This window comes from Enterococcus sp. AZ091 (genome assembly GCF_051714805.1).
In the GTDB taxonomy this organism is placed as follows: domain Bacteria; phylum Bacillota; class Bacilli; order Lactobacillales; family Enterococcaceae; genus Enterococcus_D; species Enterococcus_D gallinarum.
Genome location: NZ_JBIOSO010000001.1, coordinates 1,510,035 through 1,531,530 on the forward strand (window position 1 = coordinate 1,510,035; position 21,496 = coordinate 1,531,530).

Consider the following 21,496-nt stretch of genomic DNA (forward strand, 5'->3'; position numbering starts at 1 on the left):
AAATGTTTATGTTGTCAAAAGAAGAACTGCAAAAGCTAGGAGCAGAAAATACTACCCGAGAAATTCGACAACAACCGGAACTGTGGCATGAGACGTTTGACCGTTATCAAGAAACAGTCGCAGATCTAGATCGTTTGTTTACAGATGCGAAACAACATGCTGGAGAGCGACCGATCCGCGTCATTTTTACAGGGGCCGGAACCTCTCAATATGTGGGGGATACACTAATTCCGTTTCTTACTAGTCAAGGAAATACGAATCAGTTCATTTTTCAAAGTATTGGTTCGACCGATATCGTTGCTACGCCAAAAGAATACCTGATTCCTGATGAGACAACGATCTTGGTCTCATTTGCCCGTAGTGGAAATAGTCCAGAAAGTCTAGCCGCAGTTAAGATGGCCAATCAGCTGGTCAACAAGATCTATCATATCGTGATCACCTGTGCACCAGACGGATTATTGGCTACACAAATGCCTGCAAAAAAAGAAAATCTAGTTTTACTAATGCCAAACAAAGCCAATGACGCTGGTTTTGCTATGACAAGCAGTTTCAGCTGTATGACGCTGACTGCGCTACTTATTTTTGATCAAGCAAGCAATCAGCAAAAAGAAAGATATGTTCATCAATTAAGCCGACTAGGAGAAGAAGTCATCCAACGAGAATCAGAGATCCAAGGGTATCTGGCATCAGACTTTCATCGCATCATTTACTTAGGTTCGGGAAGCTTAGGCGGATTGACTAGAGAAGCGCAATTGAAAGTTCTCGAGTTGACTGCTGGAAAAATCGCAACCGTTTTTGATACATCTTTAGGATTCAGACATGGTCCCAAATCTTTTGTCAATGAGCAAACATTGGTTTTCCTGTTTGTCAGCAATGACTCATATACGCAGAAATACGATGTAGATATGCTGGACGAAATCAAAAATGACGGTATTGCCCAACGCGTTGTTGGAATTGGTCAAAAGGGTTCATTGTTTAGTGGTGATTCCTTTGAATTAGCTGCAGATTCGTTACTGCCGGATGGCTATCTTGCTTTAGCAGATATCATGGTAGCCCAAACGATCGCATTACTTTGTTCGGTGAAGGTTGGTAATACACCAGATACACCATCGCCAAGTGGAACAGTCAATCGTGTGGTCAAAGGTGTAACGATTTATCCATATGAAAATTAGGAAAGAGTGTGAAGCATGTTAGAATGGTCCGAAAATAAAAGACAAGCAATGGAACGTTTATCGACGCCGCAGGGCATTATTACCGCCCTGGCGATTGATCAGCGTGGTGCACTGAAGAAAATGATGTCAGCTTTAGGGATGGAAGCGACGAAAGAAACGATTGAGCGGTTTAAAACCCTGATTTCACAAGAATTGACGCCCTATGCCTCAGCCATTTTATTGGATCCAGAATATGGGTTGCCTGCTGCACAAAAACGTGCAGCAGAGAGCGGTCTTTTGCTAGCATATGAGAAAACCGGTTACGATCAAACCGTTCCTGGTCGCTTTCCTGATTTACTTCCGGATTGTTCAGTTATTCGGCTTAAAGAATCAGGTGCTGATGCGGTGAAATTTTTGCTGTATTACGATTGCGATGAAGAAGAGGAAATCAATTTTCACAAGCAAGTTTTTGTTGAACGAATTGGAAGCGAATGCATGGCTGAAGGACTGCCATTTTATTTAGAGTTATTGTCATATGATGCTAAAAATGTAGACACGAAATCGCTTTCCTATGCCAAAGCAAAGCCGCGCAAAGTGATCGAAATGATGAAAGAATTCTCGAAAACCCAGTATAAAGTAGATGTCTTAAAGGTTGAAGTACCAGTAAACATGTCATTTGTTGAAGGGGGTGCAACAGGGGAGATCGCCTATACACGTCAAGAAGCTGCCGCTTATTTTAAAGAACAAAGCGACGCAACAGATTTGCCATATATCTTCTTAAGTGCTGGGGTCTCAGCGGCATTATTCATGGAAACATTGCGTTTTGCCAAAGATGCTGGGGCACGATTCAACGGTGTACTCTGTGGCAGAGCAACTTGGAAAGATGCAGTCGCTCCTTTTGTTGAAAAAGGAGAAGCGGCAACTTTAGAATGGCTGACAGAACAAGGGACACAAAACATTCGTCAATTGAATGAAGTGATAAGAGAAACTGCCGTTTCGTGGCATGAGAAAGTAGTACAGCCAGTCCAATAGAGCAATTCACCTTGCAAAGCTGACTACTAATGAATGGGAGCAGAACATGGCTACGTTTGAAATAAAAGAAGAGTTTTTAATGAATGGTTCTCCTTTTAAACTACTATCTGGTGCGATTCATTATTTTCGGGTCCATCCGGATGATTGGGGGCACTCTCTTTATAATTTGAAAGCGCTTGGATTTAATACCGTCGAAACCTATGTGCCTTGGAATTTGCACGAACCGCATAAAGGGTTATTTCAGTTTGAAGGCATTCTTGATTTAGAGCATTTTTTGTCCTTGGCACAAGAGCTTGGTCTGTATGTCATCCTGCGACCTTCTCCATATATATGCGCCGAATGGGAATTCGGCGGGTTACCTGCTTGGCTACTAAAGGAGTCTGGACGATTAAGAGCATGTGATCCGAGCTATTTAGCGCATGTGGCGGAATACTACGATGTATTACTTCCAAAAATCATTCCCTACCAGTTGAGTCATGGAGGGAACATTCTAATGATCCAAGTGGAAAACGAATATGGGTCATATGGTGAAGAAAAAGCTTATTTGAGAGCTATCAAAGAAATGCTGATAAACCGTGGCATTGATATGCCTTTATTTACTTCGGATGGTCCTTGGCAAGCCGCTTTACGAGCTGGCAGCTTGATTGAAGACGATGTATTGGTCACAGGGAATTTTGGTTCCCGGGCAAAAGAAAACTTTGCAGCGATGCAGGATTTTTTTGATCAGCACAACAAAAAATGGCCTTTGATGTGTATGGAATTCTGGGATGGCTGGTTCAATCGCTGGAATGAACCAATTATTCGGAGAGACCCAGATGATCTCGCTGAATCAGTCAAAGAAGCTTTGGAAATCGGTAGTGTCAATTTATATATGTTTCACGGGGGAACTAATTTTGGATTTATGAATGGTTGTTCGGCTAGAGGCGCAGTCGATTTACCGCAGGTCACTTCCTATGACTACGATGCACCATTGGATGAGCAAGGGAATCCGACAGCAAAGTATTACGCATTGCAGAAAATGCTAAAAGAACATTTTCCAGAATATGAACAGCACGAACCGCGCAGCAAAACATCTCTATCAATGGAACTTCAACTACAAGATAAAGTCAGTTTGTTTTCTGTTATCGATCAAATCAGTCAGCCGGTCAAGACGGTTTATCCGCAAACGATGGAACAATTGGACCATCCTTATGGCTATTTGTTGTACCGCACGAAGAAACGGCGGGACGCGGAAACAGAAAAGCTCCGGATCATTGATGGAAATGATCGTGCCCAGATTTTCTTGAATGAAACATTCCTTGCAACGCAATATCAAGGAGAAATTGGTGAAGACTTATTGATTAAGCAAGCGGCAGAAGAAAATCAATTGGATATTCTAGTAGAAAATATGGGGCGAGTCAACTATGGACATAAGCTGACAGCAGAGACCCAGCGAAAAGGGATTTGTAGAGGTGTGATGGCTGATCTGCACTTTGTGACCAACTGGACTCATTACTGGCTAGACTTCAGTAAGTCATCAGCAATTGATTTTACGCGGGACTGGCATCCAGAACAACCCGGGTTTTATCGTTATTCCTTTGTGCTAGAGGAAAAAAGAGATACTTTTATTGATTTGACAGGATTCGGCAAAGGAGTTGTTCTGGTCAACAATGTCACTGTTGGACGCTTTTGGGAAGTGGGCCCCATTTTATCATTGTACGTACCAAGCGGATTTTTGAATCACGGGGAAAATACAATCATTATTTTTGAAACGGAGGGCTGCTTTGCAAAAGAAGTACATTTGAGAAAAGAACCGGTTTATAAAACGATGGAGGCGAAAAAAGTATGAGTATTATTGGTGTACGTATTGATGGACGATTGATTCATGGACAAGTGGCAAACTTATGGACGACCAAGCTGAATATTAGCCGAATTATGGTTGTGGACGACGATGTAGCAGAAAATCCAATCGAAAAGAGTGGCTTGAAATTAGCAACGCCTGCAGGGGTCAAGTTAAGTATCTTGCCGATTGAGAAAGCAGCTGCCAATATTTTGGCTGGAAGATATGATTCTCAACGGTTGTTGATTGTTGCTAAAAAACCTGACCGTTTGCTCAAACTAGTGGAATTAGGTGTGCCGATCACTGAAATAAATGTTGGAAACATGTCCCAAACAGCTGAAACAAAGTCTATTACCAAGTCAATCAATGTTGTTCCCGCAGATATTGCTGATTTCAAAGAACTTGCTAGCAAAGGTGTGAAACTTTTTGCACAAATGGTCCCTAGCGATAAAGCTGAAAACTTTATGAGCCTTTTAGAAAGATAGGAGAATCAATATGGAAATTCATTGGTGGCAAATTTTATTATTATCATTATATGCAGGTTATCAGATTCTAGATGAATTACAGATCTATTCTTCAATGAGTGCGCCCGTTTTTGCTGGTCTTTTTTCAGGGTTAGTGATGGGAGATATCACAACCGGTTTATTGATTGGTGGTAGTATGCAACTGACAGTCCTTGGTGTAGGAACTTTTGGCGGTGCTTCGCGGATCGACGCCAATTCGGGAACGGTTTTGGCCACGGCATTCTCTGTTGCATTAGGAATGGATCCAGAACAGGCAATTGCTGCAATTGCTGTACCGGTAGCTAGTTTGATGATTCAATTAGATATTTTAGCTCGTTTTGCGAATACGTATTTTGCTCATAGAATCGATACCCACGTGGAAAATATGAATTTCAAAGCCATCGAACGAAACTTTTTGTTGGGCGCAGCACCGTGGGCGCTATCACGACTTGTTCCTGTATTTCTCGCGTTGGCTTTCGGTGGCGGATTAGTCGAAAACGTTGTTAGTTATTTGAATGGTGATTTAAAGTGGTTAGGCGATGGATTATCCGTTGCCGGAGCAGTCTTACCAGCTGTAGGTTTTGCAATTTTACTTCGTTATTTACCAGTAAAAAAACATTTTCCTTATCTTATTTTAGGCTTTGTTTTGACAGCATTATTAACAACGGTATTTAGCAATATCCAACTATTGGGCAGCAGTGTAGCAAGTGTTGTAAAAGATTTCAGCGGTACCTTCAACGCATTACCAATGTTGGCAATCGCACTAATTGGTTTCGCATTTGCCGCTATCAGCTACAAAAATGGACAAGCACGTCCAGCAAATAATACCGCACAAAACGAGCAGCATTCGGAAGGAGAGATTGAAGACGATGAAATCTAATGTTAAATTAACGAAAAAAGACTTCCAACAAATCAATCGGCGCAGCCTATTTGGTTTCCAACTAGGATGGAACTATGAACGGATGCAAGGCTCAGGTTACTTGTACACCATTTTGCCGCAACTACGTAAAATCTATGGGGACAACACCCCTGAATTAAAAGAAATGATGAAAACGCATACGCAGTTTTTTAATACATCAAATTTCTTCAATACCATTATCACGGGGATTGATCTAGCGATCGAAGAAAAAGAGGGATTTCAGGCAAAAGATACCATTTCAGGGTTGAAAGCCGGGTTGATGGGACCTTTCGCAGCGATCGGTGATTCGATTTTCGCAGCCCTAGTGCCAACGATTTTTGGTGCATTGGCTGCGAATATGGCCATCAATGGAAATCCGATCGGCATCTTTATCTGGATCGTTGCACAAATCGTAGTCATGATCTTTCGTTGGAAACAACTGGAATTTGCTTATAAAGAAGGTATTTCCCTTGTGACAACCATGCAAAGCCGCTTAACAGCATTAACAGATGCAGCGACATTACTGGGTGTTTTTATGGTAGGAGCATTAGTGGCAACAATGGTCAATGTAAAATTTGCTTGGGCACCAAGTATTGGTGAGGTCACATTGAATATGCAAAACAATATTGATATGATTTTGCCGCGGCTCTTACCAGCAGCTATTGTCGGGATTGTCTATTGGATGTTAGGAAAGAAAAACATGACATCAACCAAAGCAATTTTCGTCGTATTGATCGTCAGTGTGGCACTGTCGGCGTTAGGAGTTATTTCGAAGTAGATGGAAAGTAGGTAGGAAGTTGATGGAAAAGCAATTAGTCTTGATTAGTCATGGCCGGTTTTGTGAAGAATTGAAAAAAGTACAGAAATGATCATGGGGCCTCAGTCAGAGATCCAGACAGTCCCATTATTACCAGAAGAAGGTGCCGATGATTTTCGCCAAAAACTAGCAGCTGTCATCGCTGACAGTCAAAACCCTGTGGTCTTTGCTGATCTGCTAGGAGGAACCCCATGCAATGCGGCTTCTCGGTTAATCATGGAAGGTGCGACATTTGAGCTGTATGCAGGAATGAATATGCCGATGGTGATTGGCTTCCTCAACCGCACATTGACAGGAGATCCATTGGATTATGAACAATTTGGTAAAGAGAATATCCAACATGTCAACACGCTTCTCACTGCATTAGCAGATTTTGAAGAAGATTAAGCAGAGGCAAAGACATTAGAAGTTGATCAGCAAAGAAAAACCGGCATTAGCTGTACTTCTTACCTATCACCTATTTGCCTTAACCAAACGACAAAAAGCGCTGAAAAGCCCCAACTCTTTGAACAATTCCCTAAAAAAAGGTATGATAACTAAAAGTATATTTTTGAAGGGACATCAAAGGGATGAAGTACTCAACGAAATACAGCGATGCCATTCATATTCTGGCCTATATTGAAATGTTGAAGGGAACCGATCTATCCAGTGATCGAATTGCTCAAAGTGTCGAGACCAATCCAGCCTATGTCCGCCGAATCATGAGTGATTTGCGAACAGCTGGCTTGATTGAGAGTCAACGGGGAAAAGCTGAACCTAAATTACTAAAAAAACCCGAAGAGATCACTTTGCTAGACATTTATTCAAGTGTTGAAAAGGACCAACGATTGTTGCATATTGACAAAAAAACCAATCCTAATTGTTTGATTGGCGGTAGCATTCAGGAAGTTCTAGATGAGACCTATGAGCGTCTGCAAAAAAAAATTGAGTTAGGGATGCAACAGATCACACTAGCAGATATCATAGATAAACTCAATGTGGCTGCTGAAAAATGAAGAGAGACAGCTCCGTTTCAAAAGCAAATGCTTGACGAAAAGGAGCTTTCTTTTTATAATCAACATGTAACTTTAAAAGTTACATGTATTTTTCTACATGTACAAGTTTAAAGATGAAAGGAAGAGAGCAATGAAAATTGGAATTATTGGTGCAACAGGAAATGCTGGTTCAGCGATTTATCGGGAAGCAAGTGCACGAGGACATGAAGTCGTAGCTATCGTACGCAATGAAGAAAAAGCAAAGGAAATGTTTGGGAATTCTGTCAAAACAATAACCAAAGACGCGTTTGAATTGAAAAGAGGCGAGTTGGAAGGTTTTGATGCTATCATTGATGCGTTTGCTACTAGCCCTGATCAAGCCTATCTACATGTCGACTTAGCAGCCCGTTTGATCCATCTTTTCCGTGGAAAGAAAACTAGATTGTTCTTCATTTTAGGGGCGGGTAGTTTACTGAATGATGCTGGCGACTTGAATGTTAATGACTTGAAAAAAGCACCTGATAGTGAAAGCTGGATCGCGATTCCAGAAAATCAATTAGACGAGTACAATTTTTTATTAACTGTTAAAAATGTTGATTGGGTAGGAATTTCTCCAGGGAACCTTTTCCAAGCTGGGGAAGCTAAACCGGCTATTTTAGGAAAAGATCACTTGCTTCAAAATGATGCCGGACAATCTGTCACATCTAGCGGAACATTGGCAAAAGCTATTTTGGATGAGTTAGAAGTCCCTCAATATCAACAAACAAGATTTACAGTTATTGATGCCTGATTTTTTTGACGATCGGGATGGTCTTGAGGAGCAAAGGAGCGGAAAGAACAGTAATGCTTTCATAATGTTTCTTCCAAGAAAACAGGAAAGAAACCATTTTAGAAGAAAGAGTTTTCGAAATTCAAGAATTCTACCAAGACAAAACTCTGCGAGTTGCTTATAATCAATAGCAGAGGTGATGGATATGGAGAAAAAAGAAGCATACGAGCTGATGCTCCTTCAGTTAAAAGGATTGTTAGAAGCGGAGAGTAACTGGTTAGCGAATCTGGCTAATTCTTCCGCATTGCTGAATGAAACGTTACCAGATACGGTCTTTGCCGGCTATTATCTGTTTCAAGAAGGCGAATTGATTCTAGGTCCTTTCCAAGGTCGCGTGTCTTGTACCCGCATCCAGTTAGGAAAAGGGGTCTGCGGGGAGTCCGCTGCTGAGAAAAAGACTATGATCGTCGATAATGTCAAAGAACATGAGAACTACATATCTTGTGACTCGGCAGCAATGTCAGAAATCGTTGTGCCAATGCTGGACAATGACCAACTGATCGGAGTATTAGATATCGATAGTTCGAAAACAAGTAGTTATGACGAGATCGATCAACTTTTCTTAGAAAAATTTGCCGCTTCGCTAGTAGCTGCACGGCGTAATTGATAAAACGAGCAGCGAATCGTGTTCGCTGGTACAAAAGAAATACCCAAACGATAGAAAGCGCAACTTTAGTTCTTGAAGTTGCTGAATTGCCGGCTTGTTTCTGAGGCAACTTCTATTCGTTTGGTTTTTTTGTCTGTACTGGTTTTTTGTGCGAATCAATGCGTATTACTTTTAATTATTAAAAAACGATGATATTATGATAACATAATTAGAAAAATTAAATTTGAAGGTGGAAATTATGAATTGTGATAACATTGTTTTAGGAAAAGCGTATGAATGTAAACCGGTAGGTATGCAAAGGAGGATCATCGGTGAGGTAATCCGAAAAATGGAAAATTGTGTGGTGATGAGTGTCGTAAGATATGATGGCATTGATCATGATGAAATCGAGGAACGATGTGGAAGAGTCGTTGCTCGGTATAATGAAATCTATGGACCAGCTTTAGTCGAATGTTTTTTTAGTTAAAAAAAGACAGAAGCTTATTGTTTAAAAACAGGAAAATAATGAGCTCAACAATTAAAAATAACAATTTAATCAATAATGTTTACGATGTTAGCCAAATTTTTTCAGCAAAGAGTATCCTTTGCTGTCTGGGACAGTAACTTTCAAGGGCAGAATACTTGCCTAATAGTTACGGCTCCTATTTTCTGCTATCATCGTTTTTTGTATGCTGCGATAAACTGTTAGGCGGCCAATAAATTTCAATAAAGACTTAATGATGGTACAATAAATTAAAATCGTACGCCTGGAGGAGAATGTTATGAGAGCTGAATTAGTGATCTTAGAAGAAGAGGAGTTACTGTTTAAGCTTCCCAATGAACAAGGTTTATTACAAATTGCAGATCATGATCGTGTGACACAGCTTGATAATACTGTGTTTTTTCTTGTTAAGAATCATGCGGTAACAGCTATTACAACGGATACATTGCTGGACTTGACTCAGCCCCATGATCGAATCATTAGTATTACTCCTAGCTGGGAAATCCAGGCACCTTACCTTGCACATTATTATCAGGAGAAGTATGGTTTGTTGAAGAAAAAAAGTGAAGCGATCCCAGGTGAGCAAAGTGAGCTCATTGCAACTTGCGCAAAAAATTTTGACTTATTGTTAGATAAACTTGGCTATTACCAAAATACCACTTCCCTTGATCCAGTGAAAAAAACAAAAGCAAGGCATCAATGAAAAAAAGAATTGCAGGATCGACCTTTCTATATTGACTATCAAGGAAGTCAGGCAACTGTTTATTGGCAAAAGCGCAATGAAATGCGAATCGAAAAAGGGGCAAAATTAGCCGAAGAAATTCCATATAATAAAGACGGTTCCTTGGGATTTTCTGCTCGCTTAGGAGAAAAAATCCGCCAAGATCATCAAGCAGCGATTAAGGATCATTGCACGATAGAAGAAGTTATTTTAAAAAGTGTCAATGAGGTTGGTCTGTTTCTTTACTACGGAGGGACCAATGGTTGGTTGCAGTTAAAAGACCCATCCGGGCAGACACTCCACGAACTAACCGTGGTGGGCTGACACGACAAATACGCGATACGCAGTCGAAGGACAACGCTTGTCAGATGAAATGGATTCTCATCGGCAAGCGCTGCCCTTCTTTTTTAGCTGAACTTTCTTGAAATAAGTTTCAACTCAGTTCTTGCTGAAAGATACAAGTGAGTCGTCAAATAAGGAATAATCTTGTCCACTCTTGTTTATTACTACGGAAGGTTTTCCGTTTCCTTCTTTTTCTGCACGATAAGCTTCACGGTGTTTTTGCAAGTGTTCGGGCCGCTTTAGCCAGGCTTGGAAATGTTTCTTTTCTTGCCATTTTGAGACGAGTTGAAAATCGACTGATGCTTTTTTTTCGTTGATCCAACATTCAGATTGGAGACAGCCTTCAAACGTTTTCATCGAGGCGATATCTTTGCGGATCTTTTCTGAAAATGTTTCTTTTGCTTCTGCTAAAACTTCAAATGTCACAGTTTTGATATACATGACCAACACTCCTTTTTGTGGTAAATGCACGATTTGACTTTGCATCATCATTTTCCAATTAGTATAGCTGTAATTGAGAATGATTGTCAATTAGGTCGGTATTTTTCTTAGAAAATACTTGCTTAGTGAAAAAAGATGTTTCTTTCCTACCTAAGAACAGCTAGGAAAGATCTCTCCATAGGACCTTTCTCTAGGTATCTTTGAAGATTCTTTCAAGTAAGGGAATTTGACAGAAAGATTCGAATCACGGTAAACTTCACTTAACAAAACAGAATTTTTAGAATTATCTGAAAAATAGGAGGCGTCAAGAATGACAACCAAAGCAAGAGTTATCGGATCACTCATCGTTTATAGCTTTTTTCTAGCAGCCTGTCAACAGCCGTCATCGAAAACCACAGATTCAACCAAGTCAGCAAATGCCAATCAGCCAATGCTGAATGTTCAGTTTTCTGCTGAAATGGGGAGCGCCGATTTGTCGTTAGCAACCGATTCTTACAGTTTTATTACCTTGAACAATGCCTATGAAGGACTTTATCGCCTCGATGAAAACAATGAACCCGTGATTGCCGGTGCGAGTGAAGACGCAATGGTCAGTGAAGATGGGGTGGTGTACACGATCAAATTACGAGAAGATGCCAAATGGTCCAATGGGGAACCTGTCACAGCAGAGGATTATGTCTTTAGCTGGCAACGAACGGTTGATCCTGCTACCGCCTCCAACTATGCCTACATGCTAGCACCAGTCAAAAATGCTGCAGCTATTTCCGATGGAACGAAGGATAAAAGTGAACTAGGGATCGAAGCCGTCACGAGTCATGAATTGAAGATTACATTGGAAAAAGCAACGCCTTATTTTAAATCTTTACTCGCTTTTCCTACTTTTTTCCCGCAGAGTGAAGCGGTTGTTCAAGAACATGGGGATCAATATGCCTTAACAAGTGCGAATGCAGTCTACAATGGTCCTTTCACATTGGAGGATTATGATGGTCCAGGTACAGATATTCAATGGACACTCAAGAAAAATCCTGAGTATTGGGATGCAGAGTCAGTGAAGTTATCCGGAGTTCAGTTTGATGTCGTCAAAGAATCTTCAACTAGCTATAATTTGTATGAAAGCGGGCAAGCAGATGACATCACATTGAGTGGGGAACTGGCGATGCAAAATGTAAATCACAAGGATTATGTTGTTCAACCGAGCGCGACGACCCAGTATTTAGAAATGAATCAAGCAGCGGAGGACTCACCGTTTCGGAATGAAAAGTTGCGGCAAGCAATTTCCTATAGCCTTAATCGTCAGCAAATCGTTGATCAGATTTTAGGTAATGGGTCACTTCCAGCTGTTGGATTTGTTCCTTCTGATCTAGCCTTTAATCCTGAAACGAAAACAGATTTTGTTAAAGATGCAGGGACTTCGCTGCCTTATGATGAAGAACAAGCCAAGAAATTGTGGGAGCAAGCAAAATCCGAACTAAGAAAAGATACCCTCACCTTTGAATTACTCACCTCAGATACCGATCAATCAAAGAAATTAGCCGAATACATTCAAGGAACGCTTCAACAGACCCTTGAAGGATTGACTGTAGAAGTGACTAATGTTCCTTTTTCTGTGCGATTAGATCGTTCCAATAGCGGAGATTTCGAAATGGTCATGAACAATTGGATCGGTGATTATGCAGATCCGATCAATTTCTTGGAACTTTTCAAAAAAGATAGTTCATACAATCGCGGAAAATGGTTAGATGATACCTATGATAACTTGATTTCAGAAGCATCCGATGCATATGCCAACGATCCTCAAGCACGTTGGCAAAATATGGTGGAAGCTGAGCAGATTTTGAATGAAAAATTGGGCGTGATTCCATTATTTCAAAGCGCAGAGGCTCATTTACGTTCCCCTAAAATCAAAGGCTTAGTGGTCCATAGTGTCGGTGCAGCCTATGACTACAAGAATGTTTCCCTAGAGTAAAGAAACAAGCAGTAAGTTAGAAGAGAATGATCAATAAATCAGCAAAGGAGAACCTAGTGAAAAAAGCAGTCCAAGCAGCTATGACTTTTTTATGGAAACAGCCGCAGCAAAATGCAGTTTTAACAAAAATCAATGCGCAACCTTTAGAAGCAGTCCATTCGTTTTTATCAGCAGCAGATGCAATGACTCTCTATGAAGAGGACTTGGTTGATTCAGAGATTCTTTATGGGACCGTTGTCGAAGTCGTTCAAGAAAAAGAAGAATGGGCAGAAATCATTGTCTTAGACCAAGCAAGTAATAAAAATCCCCGAGGCTACCCAGGGTATGTTCCTAGCAACGTATTGACTGTCATAGACGAGAAATATGGATTGGGGAAAAATCAGAAGGTAGCAGTAATCAAACCAACTGCTGTCCTGCAATTCAAAGATCATCAAAGAATCCTTTCTTTCGGAACACTGCTGGATTGGCTTTTTGAGGACGCTGAGTGGTATCATGTGATGACACCTGAAGGACCAGCTGAAATTTCTAAAACACAAGCCCAACGAATCGATCAAGGAAACTCAACAACTCCCCGACAGTTGATCGAGATGGCAGAACAATTTCTGGATTTGCCTTATGTATGGGCAGGGATCAGCAGCAGTGGCTTTGACTGCTCAGGGTTTATGTATAGTTTGCATCGGGTCAATGGTATTTTGATTCCTCGGGATACCATTGAACAAGCGCAAGCGGGTGTACAGCGATCTTATGAACAGGCGCAGCCAGGTGATCTATTGTTGTTCGCATATGAAGAGGGAAAAGGAAAAGTCCATCACGTCGGTCTTTATTTAGGTGCAGACGAGATGATCCACTCACAGACCCCAGGCTCCAAAGTCATGAAAACAAAGATCACTGGTTCTGCTTATGAGCCGGAATTGGCAGTTGTCACTCGGTATATCGACTAGAAACAGCCGCAATAAGAAAGAATGAGGTAGAAATCGCAAGTGATAGAAACAAAAAAATAGCAGTAACCGAGGAAAGCCCACCATTTTTGCAGAATGCAGCAAGAAATGGCGGGCTTTTTGACCGATCAAAAAAAGAGATCAGTTATTAGCGACAATAAAGTCACCCATATCGTATCGATGCCGGGATTGTGAAAATTCAAAAGGTATCCCATTTTCTAAGTAAACCGTTTGCTCGACTTCTAAAATGGGGTCATTGGGGGAACAAATCAAATGCTGCTGGTCATAGATATCTGGACGGTCGGCTTTGATCCTTCGAATCGATGTGCCAATCGGTAAGTGCAATGTATTGGAAATGTATTCATAAACGGAAGCTTTGAGAACCTCTTCGGTGATGCCGGGAATCACTGCGACTGGCATAATGGTATATTCCAGCGCGACCGGGACGTCATCCAATAATCGCAAACGAACAATATCATAGATTCGATCTTCTTTACCAAGTCTCAATTTTGTTTGTTCTTGCTCATCAGCCAAAAGCGTATCAAAGGAAATGATTCTGCTTGTGAGTTTGCCAGTCTTTCCTAAGCGCTTGGTTAATCCGCGGTTCACTCGGGCGTTATAATCGAAGGTAGAATAGGCTTCACTGACAAAAGTGCCAGTGCCTTTTTTGGCATAGATGATTCCCTCTACTTGCAACAAATTCAACGCCTTTTGAATGGTTACTCGGCTAGTTTTATACGTAATGGCTAATTCAGTTTGTTTAGGCAGCTTCTGATTCTTCTCATACTTTCCATGACTGATTTGTGTACGAATATCTGCTGCAATATCATGATAGTAAGCCAAATCATTTCCTCCTTTTTTGAAGCATAATCGATTTTGCTGAGTATGTAAACCTCGACGTTTACATACTCAGCTTTTTGCTTCTTTCGACGATTTACAGAATGAAAAAAATCCAGTAAATTGAGATTGTAATCGGTTGCATTTGGTTTGTTTATTTTGGTTAATCATAGAGGAGCTAGGAGGAGTAAAAATGGAAGGGTTTATGGATCGATTGGCAAATGGCTTAGGTAAAGTTGCTACGAGAATCAATAGTTGGCGGTACATCATGGTAATTAAGAACGCTTTTGCCGCTTTGATACCAGTCATTATCACAGGTGCCTTTGGGACCTTATTTTCAGCAATGGTTTTTGATTCGGAGAACGGCTTAGCAAAAATTGATGCGCTCAGCTTTTTAGAAAATCTAAAGCCGATCTCTTCGGCAGTCAGTTATGTAACACTTAGTTTTCTAACGATTTATGCTGTTTTTTTAATTGGGATCGAACTGGCAAAACTGAACAAAATCGATGGTGTTTTCCCTGGGATCATTGCAGTGATGTCTTACTTATCGGTCAATCCGATGGTTTTTGAATTCTTACATGAAGATGCTACTGTTATTGCCGAGAATGTTTTAGCGAAACAATATACAGATACGAAAGGTTTATTCTTGGGCATGTTCGTGGCAATCCTATCAATTGAACTTTATGCCTGGCTTTGCCGCCAAAAAAGATTGCAAATCAAGATGCCGGAAAGTGTTCCTGCCAATGTCTCAGCAAGTTTCTCGGCGCTTTTCCCTACAATATTAACAGTAACGATCATTGCGACAGTTGGCTTTGCTATCAAAGCCATCACAGGAATGTATGCTTACGATATCATTTATAATATTGTGCAAAAACCATTAGAAGGGATAGTACAAGGTCTGCCTGGTATCTTGTTGTTGATGTTTATTGCACAAGTTTTCTGGGTCATTGGTATCCACGGCAATCAGATGGTCAAACCAATTCGTGAACCATTACTGCTAGCGGCTATCGCCGTGAATACAGAAGCCTTTGAGGCAGGAAAAGAAGTGCCTAACATCATTACGATGCCATTCTGGGATATGTATATGAGTATGGGAGGATCAGGTGTCACCATTGGCTTGCTGATTGCTATCTTGATTGCAGGCAAGCGTGAAGATATGCGTCAAATCACGAAGCTGTCCTTAGCACCAGGCATTTTCAATATCAATGAACCTGTTATTTTCGGTATGCCGATCATGCTGAACCCGATCTTGGCAATTCCATTTATTCTGACCCCGATTATTACCGGCACGGTGGGTTATATTGCTACATCCATCGGTTTTGCAGCAAAAGCGGTTGTGATGGTACCGTGGCCAATGCCGCCAATCGTCAATGCCTACTTAGCTACAGCAGGAGACATCGGTGCAGTGGTCACACAAATCATCTGTATTTTATTATCGATCATTATTTATTTGCCATTCGTTATCGTAATGAATCGTTCAACGAACGAAGTGGCATAAAAAGGAGAGGCTTATGTTAATTGAAATACCAGAAACATTTATCTTAGGGGCCGCTTCTTCTGCTTGGCAGACAGAAGGCTGGCAAGGAAAAAAAGCGGGTCAGGATTCTTTCTTGGATCAATGGTATCAACAAGAGCGTTTTGTCTGGCATGAAGGCTATGGACCGGCCGTTGCAACGAACTTCATGGAACAGTATGGTGAAGACATTGAGCTGATGAAAGAGATTCATCTGACACATTATCGCACATCCATCAATTGGGCACGCTTTTTTACCGACTATGAGAAGTTGATCGTCGATGAAGAATATGCAGCCCATATCGATGCGGTGATCAATGCATTGATTGCTGCAGGAGTAGAACCCATGTTGTGTCTGGAACACTATGAATTGCCTGCCTACTTATTAGACACGTATGATGGCTGGAGTTCTCGGTATGTTGTCGAATTGTATAGCAAGTATGCAGCAATCGCCTTTGAACGTTATGGTGATCGGGTCAAGCACTGGTTCACTTTCAATGAACCTATCGTGATCCAGACCCGTTGCTATCTTGATGCGATTCGCTGGCCCCATGAACAAAATACGAAGAAATGGATGCAATGGAATTATCATAAAACATTAGCTTCTGCATTAGCGATAAAAACATATCATGAAAAAGGCTATCAAGGCAGAATCGGCTGCGTATTGAATCCTGAAATGGTGTATGCTCGTTCTTCTTCGATAGAAGATCAGCAAGCGAAAAAAATGTACGATCTTTTCTTCAACCGAGTCTTTTTTGATCCGATGATTAAAGGCATTTATCCCGAAGAACTGATTGCATTATGTAAAGAGCATGATATTTATTTTGATCCTGCAAAAGAAGACTTAGAAGTGATCCAACAACATACGGTTGATTTTTTAGGAATCAATCAATACTATCCAAAGCGTGTGCGGGCACCTTATTATCAGTGGAATGCTGAAACACCGTTTCATCCGGAGCGATTCTATGAGAACTTTGATCTTCCCGGCAAACAAATGAATCGTTCTAGAGGGTGGGAAATCTATCCGAAAGTCATGTATGACATGGCAAACTACCTCAAAGAAAATTACGGCAACATTCCTTGGCTGATCACAGAAAATGGCATGGGTCGGGAGAATGAAGAGGCGTTCATGGATGAGAATGGTCAGGTAGTAGATGACTATCGGATCCAATTCATTTCCCAACATCTTTATTGGCTTTTAAAAGCAGTGGAAGAAGGGGCGAATTGCGAGGGTTATATGCTCTGGGCTTTTACCGACTGTATCTCACCGATGAATGCCTTTAAAAACCGTTATGGGCTGGTGCGGATCGAAAGAAATGCTGCCCGTACCCGTTCTTTGAAAAAATCAGCCTATTGGTATCGAGAATTAATTGATGAACGTCGCTTGTCCTATGAGGAATTGCCGCTTATTCTTTAAACTAAGTACATTAAGATTAGAGAAGCTGTGACAAATCTTTTGTCACAGCTCCTTGTGTATATTGCTTAAAAATCCAATTGATGAGGGGCTAATTTGTCCCAGTCAAAGGTCACACCAATTCCCGGTTCTTCTGGCGCGATAGCCATTCCATCCTCTGGATCAATCATCAGAGGGCGAGTGGTGTATTGATCGATCGGGAAACTATGCATCTCTAGGTATCCGGCATTAGGCATGGCAGCCAGCAGACTGACATGAAGCTCTTGCATGCCGTGAGTCGAGATACTGACATTATGCAACTGTGTCAATGCCGCAATTTTCAGCCAGCCAGTGATCCCTCCACAATTCGAGGCATCCGGTTGAGGAAAATCGACTTGACCATAAGATAACATATGAGCAAATTCAATTGGTGTTCGTAAATTTTCTCCGCCAGCAATTGCTATTTGACCTTCTTTAGCGATTCGAGCATATCCTTCGTAGTCTTCGGGAATCGTTGGCTCTTCCAAAAAGAGAATATCAAAAGGCGCCATCAATTTAGCGGCTTTGACGGCTTGTTCAACGGACCAGCTCATATTGGCATCCACCATAAAGGTAATATCGGGACCGATCAATTTACGAACGGCTTTGATGCGGGCGATATCTTCCGCCAGTGTTGCTTGCCCTAACTTGATTTTGACAGCCCGTAATCCCATATCCAAATATTTTTGATTGTTGGCTAATAATTTTTCTAATGGAAAATTCAAGTCAATGGCACCGCCATAGCAGTTTACTTTATTGCTGTGTCCTCCCAAAAGTTTATATAATGGTTCTCGTGCTTTTTTTGCGCGCAGATCCCAAAGGGCAATATCACAGGCGGCAATGGCAAAGCTTGCTAGACCACCTCGGGCAATGTAATGGATGCCCCAATTCATCTGTTCCCAAAGAGCTTCCACACAAGCAGGATCTTTTCCTAGCAGGATATGTTTCAGTTCTTTGTCGATCAATTTAGCGATCGACTCTCCTCCAAAACCACCCGTATACGTATAACCGATACCTTCTCTACCATCATCCGTGCGAACTTTGACGATTGGCACCTCAAAGTGAGTGTGTAATCCGTGTTTGGCATCTTCCATTAATTCTGGTAAGGGAATCCGATAGTAGGAAGTTTGGATTTCTGTGATCGTGGACATAAAATTCCTCCTTTTCCAATAATGTTAACGTGTGCATTATTATCTTAACATCCACGTGGTAAGAATTCAAGCGGTTTCATTTGTAGTTTGAGTTGTCAATCTCTTTCTATTATTGTAATAATCCTGTTTTTCCAGCGACCTTTAACCAAGTGATTCCGATCTGAAAAGGAGTCAAATTTCTTGGTGGGAACACGCTGAAATAGTTGAACTTCTGTGCAACCCAAGCTATGATGAACAAAAAGGAGATCACACATATGTGTACAAGTTTCACGCTGACTGCTCATGGACAGACTTTTTTTGCTCGGACGATGGACTTTGCATTTTTGCTAGACGGCGAACCAATCGTCATGCCACGGGGGTATCAATGGTCTTTACAACTAGGGGGACAGGTCACCAATACCTATGGCTTTGTTGGAACGGGCAAACAGTTAGAAGAATTTCTTTTTATTGATGGGGTCAATGAGAAGGGACTAACGATTGCTGAACTCTACTTTTCGAATGAAGCTGTTTATTGCGAATACACAGCGGAGAAAATAAACCTTGCACCCCATGAATTGTTACATTGGGTATTAGGAAACGTAGCAGACATCCCTGATTTGTACCAAAAAATCAGCAGGATCAATCTAGTACAGATAGAAACGGCGCTACTAGGTATCACAGTCCCATTGCATTTTATTGTAACGGATACTACCGGAAGATGTGTTGTCATTGAAACCAATCGTGGTTTTATCGAAATAAAAGAAAATCCAATCGGCGTGATGACTAACAGTCCAGAATTGGAGTGGCATGTAAAAAATATTGGCAACTATTTAGCTGCGAGACCTGTTAATTTTCCTCCCGCAACAGTCAATGGAGTAGAGGTGCTCCCCTTTGGTCTTGGAAATGGAACATCTATTTTACCGGGCGGATTGACTTCCCCTGAACGATTTGTTCGAACCGTTTATCACAAACAGTTTGTGAATGTAGGAGAGACTGCCGAAGAAACAGTCAATGCCATGTTCCATCTCTTAAATAATGCCACGATCCCCAAAGGACTGATGGTCGAAGATAATGGTCAATCTGAGTATACTCAGTATCGAGTGGTCTATAATGTGACAAATGGTACTTACTATTTCAATCCTTATGAAACCCAAGAAGTTTTTTCATTGCAATTGAAGAAAGAGTGGTTACAATTGAAACAGCCCCGGATTTTTGCGGTTTCCAAGAGTTTCACAACAAAAACGATGGTGTAATAATCGGCCACACAACGGTCGATGCAAAGATAGATAAGCAGAAAATAACTTAGTTTAACGAAGAGTCATCTCTCCAATTAAGAGATCCGCGGTGTGTCATTACCGCAGATCTTTTTTTCGTGTGATTTGCCGTCGAAATTTTTGTAGTAGGTAGCTGGGGAGTTTATCTATTCTGATGCTGAAAAAAACGGTTCAAAGGAAAAGCGTATTCTTATGATAATCGTTCATTGAAACTACGAGAAGAAAACAAGAAATAATTTTTTTACTTTCAGATATTAAAAAAAATCTTTGAAATACAATAAGTCCAGTAATTTTTTTTTATTTGAAAATAGTAAGGCGTCATTGATAACAACACTGGGAACTTTTGTTTCAGAAATCGGCTGATTCGTGATGATCAAATCAAAGGATTCCAAGTCATAGTTACCTAATTGCTCACCATTGATGGGCAGGATATCTGAACGAATTTTATGCAGATCAAGAATATCTTGAACATAGTAACTGATGTATTGACTGTGATTGATCCCCATATCGCTGATCACTAAGATCTTTTTTGACACCAAAGTCTGATTGATCTCCGGAAAAGAAGTCAATAACCAGAATACATAAGAAGACAAATAACTGATCAGATTCGTTTCCAACAATTCAGAAAAAAATGCAGTTCTGCTTTGAGTCGTGCATACAATTGACGCTGTGTAAATTTGATATGTCTTGTAAAAAAAGTGGCACGCTGTGTCAGCTCTGTCGTATCAAAGGGCAGTAATTGCGCATAGGAATAAAGACAAGTCAGCAAGTGTACAACGAAGTCGCCGACCTCGTCTGTGATTTGTTCCAACTGCAGAAAAGTATTGAAGGTCAAATTGTCACGTATCTTCTCACTGATCACAGATCTATTCTCTGAATAAAATTGCTGGAAAGCCCCTTTTTGAAAGTAGTCAATGACTGTTTGGCAAGACTCTAAACTAATACCACTCAAATGGCGTTTAATCAATGAATAGTCTTCATTACTGATTTTTGCTTTCACGGCTATCTTGGTGATAGGGCGTTGCCGAAATCCTTGACTCTCTCTTAACAAATCAACGATAAAATACATAATGAAAAAGTCATGTTCATAGCTGTTGTCCAAGCTGATACTATTCAAAATGCAGTGATTGCGCCGCATCACTTGTTTTAGTTCTTGTTTATCAAAGTGATAAGGCAAATCACAATGGCCATAATACATCAAAAAAAAGTAGGTCGTAAATATCCGCAGAGACAGCTCATCGTCCTGACTCGTTAACTGATACCCGCGATCCACAATGACCCGAAGTGAATAGGCAGCCAACACTTTATTGCAATGTTTTAGTTTTCGTGCAAAAGATGATCGACTGATATTGATTGCCTCACAATAATAATCGATCGTTTTGCCTGGCTGTTGAATAAATTCATGAAGGAGTTGTGTCGTTGTTGAAGTTCTCGCCATATCTGTGAGTATTTGAAGATACAATGTAGCATTGAAATTCTCTAGACGATACCCTAATTTATGCGATGTTTTGATGGTTAAAACATTTCCCCAGCGTTGCTTGATCTCTTCAATATATCGGATAAACGTTGATTCGCTGCTACCAATGTGTCTTGCAAGTTCTTTTTTAGTCATCCACTTATCAGAAATGGATAACACACGAATGATTTCTTCCATCTTCCGATAATTTTTCTCCAAAAACCTAATCATTTCATTTCCTCCCAAGTCCTTTACTTTAATAAAACAATCAACGAAACAATAACGCAATCTCAATAATGAAACCGCTTGGTATGAAAGCTGGTGTGATTTGATTC

Annotated in this window: 20 protein-coding genes and 2 pseudogenes; 18 read left to right on the plus strand and 4 right to left on the minus strand. The window is 40.8% G+C overall.

The features are described from left to right. Window positions 1–2 precede the first annotated feature (2 nt). The 13 genes and pseudogenes from IGJ28_RS07590 to IGJ28_RS07650 all read left to right on the plus strand — a co-directional run bounded on the left by IGJ28_RS07590 (window position 3) and on the right by IGJ28_RS07650 (window position 10,156). Window positions 3–1,172: an SIS domain-containing protein gene (locus IGJ28_RS07590; RefSeq protein WP_103301288.1), complete on the plus strand. Its 1,170-nt coding sequence runs from the start codon at window positions 3–5 to the stop codon at window positions 1,170–1,172. Window positions 1,173–1,187: 15 nt separating this feature from the next. Beyond that, a complete protein-coding gene (gene lacD / locus IGJ28_RS07595; protein ID WP_252712363.1) occupies window positions 1,188–2,183 on the plus strand; it encodes a tagatose-bisphosphate aldolase in 996 nt (331 codons plus the stop codon). 46 nt (window positions 2,184–2,229) lie between these two features. Beyond that, on the plus strand, window positions 2,230–4,011 hold the full coding sequence (locus IGJ28_RS07600) for a glycoside hydrolase family 35 protein (protein WP_252712362.1): 1,782 nt from the start codon (window positions 2,230–2,232) through the stop codon (window positions 4,009–4,011). Next, window positions 4,008–4,487, plus strand: a complete 480-nt coding sequence (locus IGJ28_RS07605; RefSeq protein ID WP_003127719.1) for a PTS system mannose/fructose/N-acetylgalactosamine-transporter subunit IIB — start codon at window positions 4,008–4,010, stop codon at window positions 4,485–4,487. The genes IGJ28_RS07600 and IGJ28_RS07605 overlap by 4 nt, the downstream gene beginning before the upstream one ends. Window positions 4,488–4,497: 10 nt before the next feature. Then, a complete protein-coding gene (locus IGJ28_RS07610) occupies window positions 4,498–5,385 on the plus strand; it encodes a PTS mannose/fructose/sorbose/N-acetylgalactosamine transporter subunit IIC (protein WP_252712361.1) in 888 nt (295 codons plus the stop codon). Beyond that, a complete protein-coding gene (locus tag IGJ28_RS07615) occupies window positions 5,375–6,181 on the plus strand; it encodes a PTS system mannose/fructose/sorbose family transporter subunit IID (protein ID WP_252712360.1) in 807 nt (268 codons plus the stop codon). Before IGJ28_RS07610 ends, IGJ28_RS07615 begins: the two co-directional genes overlap by 11 nt. Before the next feature lie 22 nt (window positions 6,182–6,203). Beyond that, window positions 6,204–6,607 (plus strand): annotated as a pseudogene (locus tag IGJ28_RS07620) (PTS sugar transporter subunit IIA). Window positions 6,608–6,789: 182 nt separating this feature from the next. Further along, window positions 6,790–7,215 carry an Rrf2 family transcriptional regulator gene (locus IGJ28_RS07625; protein ID WP_438845317.1) on the plus strand — a complete coding sequence of 142 codons (426 nt, stop codon included), beginning with the start codon at window positions 6,790–6,792 and terminating at the stop codon, window positions 7,213–7,215. A gap of 130 nt (window positions 7,216–7,345) precedes the next feature. Continuing rightward, on the plus strand, window positions 7,346–7,984 hold the full coding sequence (locus tag IGJ28_RS07630; protein WP_003127726.1) for an NAD(P)H-binding protein: 639 nt from the start codon (window positions 7,346–7,348) through the stop codon (window positions 7,982–7,984). A gap of 184 nt (window positions 7,985–8,168) precedes the next feature. After that, entirely contained in the window at window positions 8,169–8,630 is a 462-nt protein-coding gene (locus IGJ28_RS07635; RefSeq protein WP_005471961.1) for a GAF domain-containing protein, read from the plus strand. Window positions 8,631–8,868: 238 nt separating this feature from the next. Continuing rightward, window positions 8,869–9,096, plus strand: coding sequence for a hypothetical protein (locus IGJ28_RS07640; RefSeq protein WP_021149510.1), 228 nt, complete (start codon window positions 8,869–8,871; stop codon window positions 9,094–9,096). Between the two features lie 295 nt (window positions 9,097–9,391). Further along, the gene (locus IGJ28_RS07645; RefSeq protein WP_252712358.1) at window positions 9,392–9,814 is read left to right on the plus strand and encodes a hypothetical protein; all 423 of its coding nucleotides are present in this window, start codon (window positions 9,392–9,394) and stop codon (window positions 9,812–9,814) included. Between the two features lie 9 nt (window positions 9,815–9,823). Beyond that, window positions 9,824–10,156: a hypothetical protein gene (locus IGJ28_RS07650; protein ID WP_021149512.1), complete on the plus strand. Its 333-nt coding sequence runs from the start codon at window positions 9,824–9,826 to the stop codon at window positions 10,154–10,156. Window positions 10,157–10,270: 114 nt separating this feature from the next. On the opposite strand, the gene IGJ28_RS07655 is transcribed toward IGJ28_RS07650, so the two are convergent. Next, window positions 10,271–10,615: an antibiotic biosynthesis monooxygenase family protein gene (locus tag IGJ28_RS07655; protein WP_081131300.1), complete on the minus strand. Its 345-nt coding sequence runs from the start codon at window positions 10,613–10,615 to the stop codon at window positions 10,271–10,273. Between the two features lie 310 nt (window positions 10,616–10,925). Here IGJ28_RS07655 and IGJ28_RS07660 point away from each other — a divergent pair, with 310 nt between their 5' ends. Together IGJ28_RS07660 and IGJ28_RS07665 are read left to right on the plus strand one after the other, a co-directional pair. Then, window positions 10,926–12,581 carry a peptide ABC transporter substrate-binding protein gene (locus IGJ28_RS07660; protein ID WP_252712357.1) on the plus strand — a complete coding sequence of 552 codons (1,656 nt, stop codon included), beginning with the start codon at window positions 10,926–10,928 and terminating at the stop codon, window positions 12,579–12,581. 56 nt (window positions 12,582–12,637) lie between these two features. Further along, window positions 12,638–13,522 (plus strand): C40 family peptidase, encoded by an 885-nt coding sequence (locus IGJ28_RS07665; protein ID WP_003127735.1) that lies wholly within the window; start codon window positions 12,638–12,640, stop codon window positions 13,520–13,522. A 138-nt stretch (window positions 13,523–13,660) separates the two neighbouring features. Here IGJ28_RS07665 and IGJ28_RS07670 read toward each other — a convergent pair whose 3' ends face one another. Continuing rightward, window positions 13,661–14,362, minus strand: coding sequence for a GntR family transcriptional regulator (locus IGJ28_RS07670; protein ID WP_003127738.1), 702 nt, complete (start codon window positions 14,360–14,362; stop codon window positions 13,661–13,663). Between the two features lie 187 nt (window positions 14,363–14,549). On the opposite strand from IGJ28_RS07670, the gene IGJ28_RS07675 reads away from it, so the two are divergent. Together IGJ28_RS07675 and IGJ28_RS07680 are read left to right on the plus strand one after the other, a co-directional pair. After that, window positions 14,550–15,854, plus strand: a complete 1,305-nt coding sequence (locus tag IGJ28_RS07675) for a PTS sugar transporter subunit IIC (protein ID WP_003127739.1) — start codon at window positions 14,550–14,552, stop codon at window positions 15,852–15,854. Window positions 15,855–15,867: 13 nt separating this feature from the next. Next, entirely contained in the window at window positions 15,868–17,286 is a 1,419-nt protein-coding gene (locus IGJ28_RS07680; protein WP_113850069.1) for a glycoside hydrolase family 1 protein, read from the plus strand. A gap of 65 nt (window positions 17,287–17,351) precedes the next feature. Here the strand turns inward: IGJ28_RS07680 and IGJ28_RS07685 are convergent, their stop codons facing one another. Beyond that, window positions 17,352–18,452 carry a mandelate racemase/muconate lactonizing enzyme family protein gene (locus IGJ28_RS07685; protein ID WP_252712356.1) on the minus strand — a complete coding sequence of 367 codons (1,101 nt, stop codon included), beginning with the start codon at window positions 18,450–18,452 and terminating at the stop codon, window positions 17,352–17,354. A 254-nt stretch (window positions 18,453–18,706) separates the two neighbouring features. Here IGJ28_RS07685 and IGJ28_RS07690 point away from each other — a divergent pair, with 254 nt between their 5' ends. Next, window positions 18,707–19,684: a choloylglycine hydrolase family protein gene (locus IGJ28_RS07690; RefSeq protein WP_252712355.1), complete on the plus strand. Its 978-nt coding sequence runs from the start codon at window positions 18,707–18,709 to the stop codon at window positions 19,682–19,684. 275 nt (window positions 19,685–19,959) lie between these two features. Here the strand turns inward: IGJ28_RS07690 and IGJ28_RS07695 are convergent. Next, a pseudogene (locus IGJ28_RS07695) lies at window positions 19,960–21,392 on the minus strand (helix-turn-helix domain-containing protein). Window positions 21,393–21,496 lie beyond the last annotated feature (104 nt).